The organism is Duganella zoogloeoides, assembly GCF_034479515.1.
Classification (GTDB): Bacteria; Pseudomonadota; Gammaproteobacteria; order Burkholderiales; family Burkholderiaceae_D; genus Rugamonas; species Rugamonas zoogloeoides.
Genome location: NZ_CP140152.1, coordinates 4,695,982 through 4,709,645, shown reverse-complemented (window position 1 = coordinate 4,709,645; position 13,664 = coordinate 4,695,982). Strand labels below are relative to the sequence as shown.

At 60.7% G+C, this 13,664-nt stretch carries 14 protein-coding genes and 2 tRNA genes; 8 read left to right on the top strand and 8 right to left on the bottom strand.

Features of this window, described 5'->3' with window-relative positions:
- Positions 1-45: 45 nt before the first annotated feature.
- The 3 genes from SR858_RS20845 to SR858_RS20835 all read left to right on the top strand — a co-directional run bounded on the left by SR858_RS20845 (position 46) and on the right by SR858_RS20835 (position 1,328).
- Positions 46-384 (top strand): energy transducer TonB, encoded by a 339-nt coding sequence (locus tag SR858_RS20845; protein ID WP_019921621.1) that lies wholly within the window; start codon positions 46-48, stop codon positions 382-384.
- Between the two features lie 54 nt (positions 385-438).
- The gene (locus tag SR858_RS20840; RefSeq protein WP_082488529.1) at positions 439-768 is read left to right on the top strand and encodes an energy transducer TonB; all 330 of its coding nucleotides are present in this window, start codon (positions 439-441) and stop codon (positions 766-768) included.
- Positions 769-911: 143 nt separating this feature from the next.
- Positions 912-1,328: a hypothetical protein gene (locus tag SR858_RS20835; RefSeq protein ID WP_019921623.1), complete on the top strand. Its 417-nt coding sequence runs from the start codon at positions 912-914 to the stop codon at positions 1,326-1,328.
- Positions 1,329-1,408: 80 nt separating this feature from the next.
- On the opposite strand, the gene SR858_RS20830 is transcribed toward SR858_RS20835, so the two are convergent.
- Entirely contained in the window at positions 1,409-1,534 is a 126-nt protein-coding gene (locus SR858_RS20830; protein ID WP_019921624.1) for a hypothetical protein, read from the bottom strand.
- A gap of 148 nt (positions 1,535-1,682) precedes the next feature.
- A complete protein-coding gene (locus SR858_RS20825; RefSeq protein WP_019921625.1) occupies positions 1,683-2,132 on the bottom strand; it encodes a hypothetical protein in 450 nt (149 codons plus the stop codon).
- Between the two features lie 230 nt (positions 2,133-2,362).
- On the opposite strand from SR858_RS20825, the gene SR858_RS20820 reads away from it, so the two are divergent.
- Entirely contained in the window at positions 2,363-4,081 is a 1,719-nt protein-coding gene (locus SR858_RS20820; RefSeq protein ID WP_019921626.1) for a methyl-accepting chemotaxis protein, read from the top strand.
- A gap of 162 nt (positions 4,082-4,243) precedes the next feature.
- Here the strand turns inward: SR858_RS20820 and SR858_RS20815 are convergent.
- From SR858_RS20815 to SR858_RS20800, 4 genes are all read right to left on the bottom strand, one after another.
- A tRNA-His gene (locus SR858_RS20815) sits at positions 4,244-4,319 on the bottom strand.
- A 129-nt stretch (positions 4,320-4,448) separates the two neighbouring features.
- A complete protein-coding gene (murI, locus tag SR858_RS20810) occupies positions 4,449-5,288 on the bottom strand; it encodes a glutamate racemase (protein ID WP_019921627.1) in 840 nt (279 codons plus the stop codon).
- A complete protein-coding gene (locus SR858_RS20805) occupies positions 5,288-6,817 on the bottom strand; it encodes a fumarate hydratase (protein ID WP_019921628.1) in 1,530 nt (509 codons plus the stop codon). Before SR858_RS20805 ends, murI begins: the two co-directional genes overlap by 1 nt.
- Before the next feature lie 41 nt (positions 6,818-6,858).
- Positions 6,859-7,458, bottom strand: a complete 600-nt coding sequence (locus tag SR858_RS20800; RefSeq protein ID WP_019921629.1) for a YqhA family protein — start codon at positions 7,456-7,458, stop codon at positions 6,859-6,861.
- A 205-nt stretch (positions 7,459-7,663) separates the two neighbouring features.
- On the opposite strand from SR858_RS20800, the gene acs reads away from it, so the two are divergent.
- Positions 7,664-9,652, top strand: coding sequence for an acetate--CoA ligase (acs, locus tag SR858_RS20795; protein ID WP_019921630.1), 1,989 nt, complete (start codon positions 7,664-7,666; stop codon positions 9,650-9,652).
- A gap of 65 nt (positions 9,653-9,717) precedes the next feature.
- Here the strand turns inward: acs and SR858_RS20790 are convergent, their stop codons facing one another.
- A complete protein-coding gene (locus tag SR858_RS20790) occupies positions 9,718-11,766 on the bottom strand; it encodes a hybrid sensor histidine kinase/response regulator (protein WP_019921631.1) in 2,049 nt (682 codons plus the stop codon).
- A gap of 304 nt (positions 11,767-12,070) precedes the next feature.
- On the opposite strand from SR858_RS20790, the gene SR858_RS20785 reads away from it, so the two are divergent.
- The 3 genes from SR858_RS20785 to SR858_RS20775 all read left to right on the top strand — a co-directional run bounded on the left by SR858_RS20785 (position 12,071) and on the right by SR858_RS20775 (position 13,259).
- Positions 12,071-12,160: transfer RNA gene (locus SR858_RS20785), tRNA-Ser, on the top strand.
- Positions 12,161-12,645: 485 nt separating this feature from the next.
- Positions 12,646-13,074, top strand: a complete 429-nt coding sequence (locus SR858_RS20780) for a hypothetical protein (protein WP_154819921.1) — start codon at positions 12,646-12,648, stop codon at positions 13,072-13,074.
- A 44-nt stretch (positions 13,075-13,118) separates the two neighbouring features.
- The gene (locus SR858_RS20775) at positions 13,119-13,259 is read left to right on the top strand and encodes a hypothetical protein (RefSeq protein WP_157094829.1); all 141 of its coding nucleotides are present in this window, start codon (positions 13,119-13,121) and stop codon (positions 13,257-13,259) included.
- Between the two features lie 97 nt (positions 13,260-13,356).
- On the opposite strand, the gene SR858_RS20770 is transcribed toward SR858_RS20775, so the two are convergent.
- Positions 13,357-13,644, bottom strand: a complete 288-nt coding sequence (locus SR858_RS20770; protein ID WP_019921633.1) for a hypothetical protein — start codon at positions 13,642-13,644, stop codon at positions 13,357-13,359.
- Positions 13,645-13,664 lie beyond the last annotated feature (20 nt).

Here is a 13,664-nt window from a genome sequence, read left to right as displayed (position 1 = left end):
GAACCCGAACCTTTAACGATGTTAAGAATAATTGAGAGAAATTAAATGACCAAGTTTTCGACCGTAATCGCCGCCTTCCTGCTGTCCGCCACCTCCGCTGCCGCCTTGGCTGCAGAAGTGCCGGCAACCATCGATGCCAAGAACTGCAAGGCTGAATATCCAAAAGCATCGCTGATCAACGAAGAGCAGGGCGACGTCAAGATGGCCTTCCTGGTTGGCGCGGACGGTAACGTTGTTGATTCCAAACTGGAAAAATCGAGTGGCTTCAAGAACCTCGACAAAGCCGCCATGAAAGCGCTGTCGGCCTGCAAATTCAAACCGGGCACCAAGGACGGCGCGGTAGCGCAGACCTGGGCCAAGGTCGACTATAGCTGGAAGCTGTAACACCTGAACCGCCACACTATCCATAGGGGAAAAATCATGATGACGAATAAGCGTATGTTGGGTCTGGTTGCAGCGGTTCTCGTATCGAGCGCACCAGCCGTGTTTGCCGCCGAAGTGCCAGCCAGCTTCGACTCCAAGAACTGCAAGGCCGAATATCCGAAAGCGTCGCTGATGAACGAAGAGCAGGGCACGGTATCGATGTCGTTCCTGGTCAAGCCGGACGGCTCGGTCGCCGACTCCAAGGTCGAGAAGACCAGCGGCTTCAAAAACCTGGACAAGGCTGCCATCAAGGCACTGTCCGCCTGCAAGTTCAAACCAGGCACCAAGGACGGCGCGCCAGCTGAAACCTGGACCAAGGTCGATTACGCGTGGAAACTCGACTGATTGGATAGTTGTTGCGTAGAAAAGGGGAGCCGCTTGCGGCTCCTTTTTCATTTCAAGGCACGAACCGTGTAACAAGCTGTAATGGCGCTGCTTTCGCGCTACACTTCCTTTTATAGTGTGATTCTGAACAAGGAGAATTGGCGATGAAATCGATCTTTGCAGTGGTCGGCGTGCTGGCGGCGCTGACGGGATGCGCTACCCAGCAACCTTATTACACCAGCAGCCGGGTGGTCCACGACCCCTACCAATGGCGCACGGTTTCCGTCACGCCGTCCGACCGCGCGCCGGGGCAGTCGTCCGGACCGGTTTATACCACCGAAGAGCTGCCGCCGCAGTCGAGTTCGCGCGTGGTGTATACCGAGCAGCCGGTCACGACCACCACGTACATCACCCAGCCCTCCACGGTGATTTACCAGCCGGCTCCCGTGTATTACCAGCCGGCGCCGTCGTACTACTATCCGCCCGTGTCGATCGGCCTGAACTTCGGCTTCGGCCGCTACTGGGGCGGCGGCGGCGGTCGCGGTTACTACGGCGGCCATCGCGGCGGCTGGCGTCGATAAGCGTCGGTACACGTAAAAAATCCCGCAGTGCCATGCAGGCGCTGCGGGATTTTTTGCTTCAGGAGTTGGCGGTTCGGTTTTTAGCGCAAGTGGTAAACCGAAACCGACTGATTCATGAGCGCGTTCTCCGTGACCAGCACGAAGGTCGAGGCAACTGCCAGCGAGATAAGCAAGGTTCCGACTGCGTGGGGGAAAAAGCGTGCCATGACCGGCTCCTGTTCAAAGTAGGTTCCGACAGAGGTATCGGATGACTAAAGGATATGCCAGCTGTTGCGTAGGAGGGATCAGCCAAACGTCCGACGTTCTGTAGGATAACAGCTTGAGTCTATCTTTTAGTCAACTTTCGAGGTGCGGTTAGCGGTTTTTCCAGACCGTGACCGGCGAGGCAGGCGCAGTATCGAGCTTGTCGCACAGTTCTAGCCATTGGGTCAGGCGGTCTGGCTGCTTGAGCGTGATGCCCATGCCGTCGATGATGCCGACCTGGTCCAGGTAGCGCGCATCGATCTTGGCCTTGGAGACGGTGGGCGCGGCCATGACCATGCGGTCGTAGGCCTTGCGCGCCTTGTGCTCCCACTTGTGCAAGCCGCCTTCATCGAAACGGTTGGATTCGAAATACACGGTCAGCGATCCGTCCGGATTGCCGAAGCCGACAATGCCGGAACCGCTGCGGATGGCCGCGTTGGTCGATGGCTCGAACAGGGCGGAAGGCACGAACACGCCGGCGCGACCGTCCGTGTCGGGACGTCCTACAGGCGTATCTTTGCTGTAGGTGGAAACTTCAGTGATGGATTTTTCTTCGGACATGATGGGGAGAGTGTTACGTCGCGTTCTTTCGGCGACACAGCTTCATTGTAGCGCTATTCTAGTGCTGTATGGAAATAGACTTGCATGAATTGTTGTAACTGGACTGCTGAGGCTGCATAGCCACAGTCGCGATATGGTTCCCCTGATGTTTCTCCAAGGCTAGTAGAATCGGTGAGCGATCAATTGCCACCGGCCTGCCTGGCCAGGCGCCTATAAACTTGGGGAACAATATGTCTTTTCACGAACTAAAAGTCAGCACGCGCCTGGCGATCGGTTTTGGCCTTTTGCTGCTGGCATCGATTGCCATAGCAGCGCTGGGCGTCAGCAAGCTGGCCTCGCTGAACGAATCGCTGGTCGTGACGGTGGACTACAACGCGCAGGAGGCCAACCTGATAGCCATCGCGTCGGGCGAGGCGCAAAAGGCTTCTGCCGCCATGCGCAATCTGATCGTGCTCAGTGACCTGCCCAGGATGACGAAACAGAAGCAGGCCTTTGATGACAGCCTGGCGAACTACGACAAGGCGGTCGTCGACCTGGAAAAATTGTTTGCCCGCGATCCCAACACCAGCGCCGAGGAAAAAGCTTTTCTGGTCAAAATAGATGACGTCAAAAAGTCCGCGCTGCCGTCGATCCGCAAAGCAGCCGAGCTGGGATTAAAAAATGACCCGGGCGCGCCGGACGTGCTGATGGGAGAGACCGGGCCGGCGCTCGACAAGTGGATCAACACGCTGATTGAATTCCGCGATTACGAGATAAAAACCAGCAATGAAACCGCCGCAAAAGCGCACGCAGATTACGAGACGAGCCGGATAATGATCATCGCCGTGTCCCTGGCCGGGGTGTTGCTGTCGATCGGCGCCAGTGTCATCATCACGCGCAGTATTCTGAAGCAGCTCGGCGGCGAGCCCGCATACGCGATGCAGGTGGCCAAGGCTATTGCCGGCGGCAACCTCGACACCGATATCGCGCTGCAACCGGGCGACAGCCGCAGCCTGATGTACTCGATGAACCAGATGCGCGACCAGCTGGCAGACATCGTGGGCCAGGTCCGTAGCGGTACCGACACCATCGCCACCGCCTCGGCCCAGATCGCCGCAGGCAATCTCGATCTGTCTTCGCGTACGGAAGAGCAGGCGAGCTCGCTTGAAGAAACCGCTTCGTCGATGGAAGAGCTGACCGGCACGGTCAAGCAGAATGCCGACAATGCGCGCCAGGCCAATCAGCTTGCCGTCTCCGCGTCGGAAGTGGCGGTGCGGGGCGGCGCCGTGGTGTCGCAGGTGGTGGAGACCATGGCCTCGATTAACCAATCGTCCAGGAAGATTGTCGACATCATCGGCGTCATCGACGGCATCGCGTTCCAGACCAATATCCTGGCGCTCAATGCCGCTGTCGAAGCGGCCAGGGCCGGCGAGCAGGGGCGCGGTTTTGCGGTTGTCGCCACCGAGGTGCGCAACCTGGCGCACCGGTCCGCCGCCGCTGCCAAGGAAATCAAGATCCTGATCGACGACTCTGTCACCAAGGTCGATGCCGGCGGCAAGCTGGTGGACGACGCCGGCGTGACCATGGCCGACATCGTGCAATCGATTACCCGCGTCACCGACATCATGAGCGAGATCGCCTCCGCCAGCCTGGAGCAGACCACCGGCATCGAGCAGGTCAATTCGGCCATCTCGCAAATGGACGAAGTGACCCAGCAAAATGCCGCGCTGGTGGAGCAGGCTGCTGCGGCGGCCAACTCGATGCAGGAGCAGGCGGCCATGCTGTCGCAGGTGGTCAGCGTGTTCAAGGTGGGGCAGCAGGCAGCGGCCAGCCAAGGCGCGCCGCGCGCGCCAGCACGGCCGGCCACACCGGCGCCAGTACCGCGCCGCATCGCCACGACAAAGCCGGCCTCTGCGGGTCAGGCGAAAGCCACTGCGAACGCCGATGCGGGAGAGTGGGAGCAGTTCTAGCAGCGCAGCAAGACAACGTCGAGGTGGCAAAAAGCCCGGCCAGCATGCCTGCTGGGCCGGGCTTTTCACGTTGGCGGGCAATCTCATCGCATCGACGCCCAGCCACAGAAAGCAAAAAGCCCGGTTCGCACTAGGCTGAACCGGGCTTCTTACATAATCTTTTGGGGTGGCTGATGGGGCTCGAACCCACGACAACAGGAATCACAATCCTGGACTCTACCAACTGAGCTACAGCCACCACTGTCTTACCAACTAACTTACTAACTTCGCCTGCTTCGCGGTTTGCTGGGCAGGTGCCGCATTATACAAGCCACTTTGGAAACCTGCAAATCTAAATGCGAGGTTTTTTGCGCAACCACCGTTTTTTCTAGACGTCGGCCGCTGCCACCGGCGGATCGAGGTCGAGCAGGGCGCGGAAGGCTGCCGACAATGCTGCCGGCCTGGCGGTCGTGAAACCGCGCAACGTGGCCGGTGCGTCGGGCGCGGCCGCGCGTAGCAGCGCACCGGTTTCCAGCAGCCGCCCCAGCTGGCGCGCCACGGCGTCGCCGGTGTCGATCAGTACCACGTCGGCGCGGTCATGCGCGGCCAGCACCTGTTCGATGCCGCTGCGCACGAACGGGTAGTGGGTGCAGCCGAGCACCAGGGTGTCGGCGCCCTGGTCCAGCAGCGGAGCGACGTATTGCTCCAGCATGGCGGCAATCTTGGGTGCTTGCAGGTCGCCCAGTTCGATCTGGTCCACCAGGCCCACGGCCGGTTGCAGCAGGAATTGCGCGTGGGTGGTGGCGCTGATGTGTTCGCGCAGTTGCAGGAATTTGTCGCCCTTGAGCGTGCGGGCCGTGGCCAGGACGCCCACTTTGCCGTTGCGGCTGGCGGCGGCGGCGGGTTTCAGGCCCGGTTCCACGCCGACGACCGGCAGCTCCGGGTAGCGCGCACGCACCGCCTTGATGGCGGCCACGGTGGCGGTGTTGCAGGCCACGACCAGCGCCTTGGCGCCGTGGACGAGCAGGAAGGCCGTGACGGCGAGCGCCCGCTCGACAACAAATTCTTCGGTTTTTTCGCCGTAGGGCGCGTGGCCGGAATCGGCAAAGTACAACAGGTGTTCGTGTGGTAGCTGCGCGCGGATATGGCGCAGCACCGACAGGCCGCCCACACCCGAGTCGAACACGCCGATCGGGCACTCGGCTGGATGGAGGCGGAGGTCGTTCATCAGGCAGTAACGATGGGCACGTTCAGCTGCTCGATCTTGGCCTTCCATTCCGCCGGACCGGTGTTGTGCACCGAGGTGCCGGCCGCATCGACGGCCACCGTCACCGGCATGTCTTCCACGTCGAACTCGTAGATCGCTTCCATGCCCATGTCGGCAAAGCCCAGCACCTTGGCGCCCTTGATCGCCTTGGAGACCAGGTAGGCGGAACCGCCCACGGCCATCAGGTACGCCGACTGGTGTTTCTTGATCGATTCGATGGCGATCGGGCCGCGCTCGGCCTTGCCGATCATGGCGATCAGGCCGGTTTTCTCGAGCATCATGTCGGTGAACTTGTCCATGCGGGTGGCGGTGGTCGGGCCAGCCGGACCGACGACTTCGTCACGCACCGGATCGACCGGGCCCACGTAGTAGATCACGCGGTTCTTGAAGTCCACCGGCAGTTCTTCACCCTTGGCCAGCATGTCCTGGATGCGCTTGTGGGCAGCATCGCGGCCGGTCAGCATTTTGCCGTTGAGCAGCAGGGTCTGGCCCGGTTTCCACGAGGCGACTTCTTCTTTCGTCAGCGTGTTGAGATCGACGCGCTTCGATTTCTCGGTGTCCGGCGCCCACGACACATCAGGCCAGGTGGACAGCGGTGGCGGGGTCATGTACGCAGGGCCGGAGCCGTCGAGCACGAAGTGGCCGTGGCGGGTGGCCGCGCAGTTCGGGATCATGGCGACCGGTTTCGAGGCCGCGTGGGTCGGGTGCATCATGATTTTCACGTCCAGCACGGTGGTCAGGCCACCCAGGCCCTGGGCGCCGATGCCCAGCGCGTTGATCTTGTCGCACAGTTCGATACGCAGTTCTTCGAGCTTGTTCTGCGGGCCGCGCTGTTTCAGTTCGAACATGTCGATGTCTTCCATCAGCACTTCCTTGGCCATCAGCATGGCTTTTTCGGCAGTGCCGCCGATGCCGATGCCGAGCATGCCCGGCGGGCACCAGCCGGCGCCCATGGTCGGCACGGTTTTCAGTACCCAGTCCACCAGCGAATCGGACGGGTTCATCATGATCATCTTGGATTTGTTTTCCGAGCCGCCGCCCTTGGCGGCGACCTTGACGTCCACGGTATTGCCTTCGACCAGTTCCATGTGGACCACGGCTGGCGTGTTGTCCTTGGTGTTCTTGCGGTCGAAGTGCGGGTCGGCCACGATCGAGGCGCGCAGCTTGTTGTCGTCGAAGTTGTATGCGCGGCGCACGCCTTCGTTGACGGCATCGGTGACCGTGCCGGTAAAGCCTTCGAAGCGCACACCCATGCCGATCTTCAGGAAGACGTTGACGATGCCGGTGTCCTGGCAGATCGGGCGCTTGCCTTCCGCGCACATGCGCGAGTTGGTCAGGATTTGCGCGATGGCGTCCTTGGCGGCCGGGCTCTGTTCGGATTCATACGCGCGCGCCAGGTGCTCGATGTAATCGGCTGGATGGTAATAGCTGATGTACTGGAGGGCGGCGGCAACCGATTCGATCAGGTCTTCTTGCTTTATGATGGTCATGATGTTCTCGCGTGGTGGATGGGAGTCGGCTTGGCCGACGGTTACTTCGAATTCTTGCTTTCGCTGTAGGTCAGCGTGGTCAGGCGGTCGGTATAGGCAATCGCCATGGCCGACAGCAGAAAGGCAATATGGATCGCGGTCTGGGCGATCAGCACCTTGGGCTCGTAGGCATTGGCGTTGATAAAGGTTTTCAGCAGGTGGATCGACGAGATGCCGATAATCGCCATGGCCAGCTTGGTTTTCAGGACCGACGCATTGACGTGCGACAGCCACTCGGGCTGGTCGGGATGGCCGTCGAGGTTCATGCGCGAAACAAAGGTTTCGTAGCCGCCGATGATGACCATCACCAGCAGGTTGGAAATCATGACCACGTCGATCAGGCCCAGCACCACCAGCATGATGGTGGTTTCGTTGAGGCGGGTGGGGGCGACAGTGTTGGGTACGGCCACGGCCTGGATGATGTGCTGGAGCGCGGCATCATTGCCCATGGCGGCGCCGATCAGGTCTTTGAGTTCCACCCAGAAGTGGAAAACATACACGCACTGGGCCAGGATCAGGCCCACGTACAGCGGCAATTGCAGCCAGCGTGACATGAAAATGAAGGCGGGAATCGGGGCCAGTTTTTTATTCGGCTCGGTCATTGCGCAATACTCCGGAAAATGGTGCAGACTATAAGATGGCGACATTCTACACGCGCAGCCCGCCTGTGGCACCGCGGCGTGAGGCTGTCATGGCATGGCAGAAATATTGATAGAATCATCCGTACTATGCAGTTACGGCATGTAAGGGCGCAGTAAGCGATGGCGTTTATGTTTGTGGCAAACGAATACAACAACGGAGACTAGTATGAGCAGCACTACCACCCAGCAAGGCCCACAGGAAACCCGCGTCTTCAACCCACCAGAGGCCTTCGTGGCCCAGGCCACCGTGTCGGGCATGGACGGCTACAACGCGCTGTGCGCAGAAGCCGAAGCCGACTACGAAGGCTTCTGGGCGCGCCTGGCCAACGAACACCTGTCCTGGCAAACGCCATTTACCCGCACCCTGAACGAAGACGACGCGCCGTTCTATAAATGGTTCGAAGGCGGCAAGCTCAATGTGTCGTACAACTGCCTCGACCGCAATCTGACCAACGGCAACGCCGACAAGACCGCCATCATCTTCGAGGCGGACGACGGCAAGTCGGTCAACGTCAGCTATACAGAGCTGCACGAAAAAGTCTGCAAGTTCGCCAACGGCCTCAAGTCGCGCGGCATCAAGAAGGGCGACCGCGTCATCATCTACATGTCGATGTCGGTGGAAGGCGTGGCCGCCATGCAGGCATGCGCCCGCATCGGCGCCACCCACTCGGTGGTGTTCGGCGGCTTCTCCGCCAAGTCGCTGCAGGAGCGCATCATCGACGCCGGCGCCGTGGCCGTGATCACCGCCGACGAGCAGCTGCGCGGCGGCAAGCAGCTGCCCCTGAAGGCCATCGTTGACGAAGCGCTGGCGCTGGGCGGCTGCGACACCATCAAGGACGTCATCGTTTACCAGCGCACCGGTGGCAACGTCGGCTTCACCGAAGGCCGCGACATCTGGCTGCACGACCTGGTGGCCGACCAGTCGGCGGACTGCGAACCGGAGTGGGTGGATGCCGAGCATCCGCTGTTCATCCTCTACACGTCCGGCTCCACCGGCACCCCGAAAGGCGTGCAGCATTCGAGCGGCGGCTACCTGCTGTGGGCCGCGCTCACCATGAAATGGTCGTTCGACATCAAGCCGGGCGACGTGTACTGGTGCACCGCCGACATCGGCTGGGTAACGGGCCACAGCTATATCGCCTACGGCCCCACCGCCGTCGGCGCCACGCAGGTGATCTTCGAAGGCGTGCCGACTTACCCGAACGCCGGCCGCTTCTGGGACACCGTCGCCAAGCACAAGGTCAGCATTTTCTACACCGCACCGACTGCGATCCGCTCGCTGATCAAGGCGTCGGACGTGGATCCGAAAGTGCACCCTAAAAACTACGACCTGTCGTCGCTGCGCCTGTTGGGCACCGTGGGCGAGCCGATCAATCCGGAAGCCTGGATGTGGTACTACACGCAAGTGGGCGGCGAGCGCTGCCCGATCGTGGACACGTTCTGGCAGACCGAAACCGGCGGCCACATGATCACCCCGCTGCCGGGCGTCACGCCGATGGTGCCAGGTTCGTGCACCTTGCCGCTGCCGGGCATCATGGCGGCCATCGTCGATGAAGCCGGCGTCGATGTGCCGAACGGGCAGGGCGGCATCCTGGTCGTCAAGCGTCCATGGCCGTCGATGATCCGCACCATCTGGAACAACCCGGACCGCTTTAAAACCAGCTACTTCCCGGATGAACTGGGCGGCAAGATGTATCTTGCTGGCGACGGCGCCATCCGCAACAAGGATACCGGCTACTTCACCATCACCGGCCGCATCGACGACGTGTTGAACGTATCCGGTCATCGCATGGGCACGATGGAAATCGAATCGGCGCTGGTGGCCAATCCGCTGGTGGCCGAGGCCGCCGTGGTGGGCCGTCCCGACGACACCACCGGCGAATCGATTTGCGCGTTCGTGGTGCTCAAGCAGGCGCGCCCGACCGGCGACGATGCGAAAAAGCTGGCGCTGGAGCTGCGTAACTGGGTGGGCAAGGAGATTGGCCCGATCGCCAAGCCGAAGGAAATCCGCTTTGGCGACAACCTGCCGAAAACCCGCTCCGGCAAGATCATGCGCCGCCTGCTGCGCGTGCTGGCCAAGGGCGAGACCATTACCCAGGACGTCTCCACGCTGGAAAACCCGGCCATCCTGGAGCAGTTGAAAGAAGCGTCGTAACAGCAGTGGGTGGTGGTGGCGGCAGCGCCGCCGCCATCTTCGCCCTGCCGGCCGACGAAGATGGTTCAGGCGCCGGCCAGCATTTCGGCAACCCGCTCCGACAGCACATCGATATCGAACGGCTTGGTCATCACGGCCATGCCTTCGGCCAGCTTGCCGTTGCCCAGCACGGCAGCTTCCGCATACCCGGTCAGGAACAGCACGCGCAAGCGCGGCTTGATCCGCATTCCCCGCTCCGCCATTTGGCGCCCGTTCATGCCCCCCGGCAGGCCGATATCGCTGACCAGCAAATCGATCGGCGCGCCCGATTCGAGCACCGCCAGCCCGGCGGCGCTGTCCCCCGCCTGCAAGACCGTGCAACCGAGGTCGGCCAATATATCGGCGATCAGCAGGCGCACGCTTGGCTCGTCATCGACGACCAGCACGGTGGCGCTGCGGACATCGCGCACCACGGTGGAGGTTTTCTGGACGGTGTCGCCAGCATCGGCCACACCGTCGTGGCGCGGCAGGTAGATGCAGACGGTGGTGCCCACGCCCGGCTCCGAGTAAATGCGCACGTGGCCGCCCGACTGCTTGGCAAAGCCATACACCATCGACAAGCCGAGCCCGGTTCCTTCGCCGACCTGCTTGGTGGTGAAGAACGGCTCGAACACGCGCGCGATCACCTCCGGCGCGATGCCGGTGCCGGTATCCTGCACGCTGAGCGACAGGTATTCGCCGGCCGGCAAATCGTCGGCCTCGGCCGCTTCGCCGTCGAGCCAGTGGTTGGCGGTGGCAATGCGGATATGGCCGCCTTCGGGCATGGCGTCGCGCGCGTTGATGCACAGGTTGAGCAGCGAATTTTCCAGCTGTGACGGATCGACCAGCGCGGTCCACAGATCGTCGGGACCATGCGCCTCCACCTGCACGGCGGGCCCCACGGTGCGCCGCACCAGGTCTTCCATGCCGCGCACCAGGCGGTTGACATCGGTGGGCTTGGGATCGAGCGTTTGCTGGCGCGAGAAGGCCAGCAGCCGGTGGGTAAGCGAGGCCGCGCGCTTGGCCGCGTCGCTGCCGACATCGACGTAGCGCTTGATGTCGCCGTAGCGGCCCTGGCCGATGCGCTGGGCGATCATGTCGAGGCTGCCCTGGATGCCGGCCAGCAGGTTGTTGAAATCATGCGCCAGCCCGCCGGTCAGCTGGCCCACCGCCTCCATCTTTTGCGCCTGGCGCAGCGCGTCCTCGGCCGAAAGCAGCGCCTCGGCCTGTTCCTTTTCGGCAGTGACGTCGCGGCCGACGGCGTAGATGCTTTCGGCATCGGGCCGGATCGACCACGAGATCCAGCGGTAGCTGCCATTCTTGTGGCGGTAGCGGTTGTCGAAGCGCGTGAGCGAGCCGCCCTCGGCCAGCATGCGTGCGGCGTTGGCGGTGCGTTCGACATCGTCGGGGTGGATATGATCGAGCAGGTTAGCGCCCACCAGCTCGTTTTCGTCGAGCCCCAGCACATCGTGCCACGCCGGGTTGACGGTATTGATCAGACCATCGAAGCCGCAGCGCAGCATGATGTCCGCCGACAGCTCCCACAGCCGGTTGCGGTCGCGCGTGCGCTCATCGACCGTGCGCACCAGCGTGGCCTGGGCCGTTTGGACCTCGCGGTCCTTGCGCACCTGCTCGGTAATTTCCTGCCCCTGGTTGAACAGGCCGACAACCGAACCATCCTCGCCAACGATGGGTGCGGCAGAGATATTCCAGAAGGTTTTATCGAGCCGCCCATGGCGCTTGACCATCAGCTCGACATAATTGTGCGAGAACCCCAGGCCGGTGGCCATGGCGCGGTGAAAATCGGGCGCCACGGCATCCCACGTGCTGCCCCACACGCTGGCAACCGGCTGGCCCAGCGCAGCGGGATGGCGATCGACCAGCGATTCGGCATAGGCATCGTTATAAAACATGCGCAGCTCGGGCCCCCACAGGATGGTGCCCAGAATTGGCGAGTTGAGGCAGGCCGACAGGGACGAGCGCAGTGACTGCGGCCAGGCATGAGGATCGCCCAGTGCCGTGGCGGTCCAGTCATGGGCGCGCATCAAGGCGCCCATGTGGCCGCCGTTATCGAGGAAGGAAAGCGAACTCGTCATGACTGATCAGTAAAACCCGATGTTCTCCGCCGCCCGAGATGGCGTGCGGTAACGTTGTTAGGAATATTGGGTGCAGCGCGCCTGGGCGTTCGCACGCGGACAAGCGGTAGCCAGGGCGGGATCAGGGACCAGGCAGAGGTCGGGGTCGCAGCCGCGCGGGTGTGGGCCGCAAAGCGGCATCGGGCAGAGACGGGTTTATTGTAGCTTATGAATTCGCTATCACTGAAGAAGTTGCCAAATAAAGTTGGTGGTGTGTGGATTCCTTGCTATAATTCGCGGCTTCTCCGAAAGGGGAAACGTTGCAGGAGAGGTGGATGAGCGGTTGAAGTCGCACGCCTGGAAAGCGTGTATAGGGTCAAACCTATCGGGGGTTCGAATCCCCCTCTCTCCGCCAAGGATACATATCAGGCGACCCCGGCAAGTCCCGGGAAGTCTCTCAAAAAGCCGCTTTAGCCCTTGCTAGAGCGGCTTTTTTGTTTTGTGGCGTGCTGGGCTGTACCAAGGCATCCGGGGTTTTTTTGTGGGCCTGATATAGATCAGCTTTTACCCCACGCGTGGGTATTTCGGTCCAGCCTGCCGTGGAATGGCTGTTCAGTTTGGCGCGGAAAATGCACTTAAGCTCAGCCAGACGTCGCATGGTCTGACCGGGGACCGGCCATGCAAGTTGTTTGACGGCCGTGGTCTGCACTTTACTGTAAATTTGACAGAACTTAGTGCTGCCAGGTGGTCATACAATGAAGAACGGAACTCAATCCTGCCATGCCCCAACCGCGTGAGACCTGGACTCCTTGCAGGCTTACATAGGTTCAAGGTGGGGTAAGTGGCGAAGAAAAGCAGGATTTTTTCTTAGTTCAGACAACTTATTTTTGAGAGGATATCTTGGGCTGGATAATTATTTCGCTTTTTCTGCCCATATTCTCTCCCTTCTTGTTTTATTGGGTACTGAAAGGTTTTGCTTTTCCCAGTGCGCCGAAAGTTATTCAACTGATTAAAGATGGTCAGCTTGGTTGGGTCGGTGCTGGTTTTGCATGCTCAACGCTTGATGAGATTTTTGAGCCCGGCACAGGCAAAGCGATGTCGATGGAGGCGGGCGCCGGGTATGCCATCGGCGCGGCGATCGTTTTCTTGGCAGCCTCAAGTGTAATTGCGGCAGAAGGAACCATGCTGCCGGTCGCCTACCCAATGCCAACTGGTGCTATGTGGCGAATACATTATCAGATTCTCATTAAGTCTGTTGGCTTGACGACTGCTAGCGCAGTGTTGTTCGGGCTTGTTCATTATGGTACTGTTGGAGTCCGAACGTTATAAATCTAGCCTTCGTATCCCAAATTGATCACGGGAAGAGAGCTAAAATGACAACCTTGAAAGCTTGGATAGGCGACCGCCTTGAAACCCCTGAGAAAGCGCGTACAACGCTATCGAATATTGCTGTGTTCGGCGGCGTGGTTGGTGTTGTCCTGACACTGATAGCTGTGATCATCGCCCAAATCTGAATAGGGCCGATTTGCAAACAAAAAGGCGATCCTTCAAGCTCAACGGTTTGAGATGTCGTCGCGATCTTGAACCGCTTCTGGATCCAAAACAGCTTCATCATTCGGCGGCGTCCAGTCGACGACGTGTGGCGGTGCGTTTGGCGGCGAACTTGGCTTCAACCTCAGCGGCCGGGATCAGATTGCCGGCATTGGCCGAGTCCAGTCCACTTTGCACCTGGCGACGGAACCAGGCATCATGTTCTGACCCTTCCTGCTGCTGCAGAACAAAGTCACGCATGAAGTCGCGCAGCAGCTGGGCATCATTACTGTCGCGGCTTTTGGCGGCTGTCGTGAATTGCTCTTTCAGGCTTTCATCGACCCGGAAGGTAAACGTTGCTTCGTTCATGCTGCTGCTCCTATGGTTAC

Excerpts from the sequence above, each read along its gene's own strand:
- SR858_RS20845 (WP_019921621.1), top strand. The coding sequence starts at position 46 with ATGACCAAGTTTTCGACCGTAATCGCCGCCTTCCTGCTGTCCGCCACC.
- SR858_RS20840 (WP_082488529.1), top strand. The coding sequence starts at position 439 with ATGTTGGGTCTGGTTGCAGCGGTTCTCGTATCGAGCGCACCAGCCGTG.
- SR858_RS20835 (WP_019921623.1), top strand. The coding sequence starts at position 912 with ATGAAATCGATCTTTGCAGTGGTCGGCGTGCTGGCGGCGCTGACGGGA.
- SR858_RS20830 (WP_019921624.1), bottom strand. The coding sequence starts at position 1,534 with ATGGCACGCTTTTTCCCCCACGCAGTCGGAACCTTGCTTATCTCGCTG.
- SR858_RS20825 (WP_019921625.1), bottom strand. The coding sequence starts at position 2,132 with ATGTCCGAAGAAAAATCCATCACTGAAGTTTCCACCTACAGCAAAGAT.
- SR858_RS20820 (WP_019921626.1), top strand. The coding sequence starts at position 2,363 with ATGTCTTTTCACGAACTAAAAGTCAGCACGCGCCTGGCGATCGGTTTT.
- murI (WP_019921627.1), bottom strand. The coding sequence starts at position 5,288 with ATGAACGACCTCCGCCTCCATCCAGCCGAGTGCCCGATCGGCGTGTTC.
- SR858_RS20805 (WP_019921628.1), bottom strand. The coding sequence starts at position 6,817 with ATGACCATCATAAAGCAAGAAGACCTGATCGAATCGGTTGCCGCCGCC.
- SR858_RS20800 (WP_019921629.1), bottom strand. The coding sequence starts at position 7,458 with ATGACCGAGCCGAATAAAAAACTGGCCCCGATTCCCGCCTTCATTTTC.
- acs (WP_019921630.1), top strand. The coding sequence starts at position 7,664 with ATGAGCAGCACTACCACCCAGCAAGGCCCACAGGAAACCCGCGTCTTC.
- SR858_RS20790 (WP_019921631.1), bottom strand. The coding sequence starts at position 11,766 with ATGACGAGTTCGCTTTCCTTCCTCGATAACGGCGGCCACATGGGCGCC.
- SR858_RS20775 (WP_157094829.1), top strand. The coding sequence starts at position 13,119 with ATGACAACCTTGAAAGCTTGGATAGGCGACCGCCTTGAAACCCCTGAG.
- SR858_RS20770 (WP_019921633.1), bottom strand. The coding sequence starts at position 13,644 with ATGAACGAAGCAACGTTTACCTTCCGGGTCGATGAAAGCCTGAAAGAG.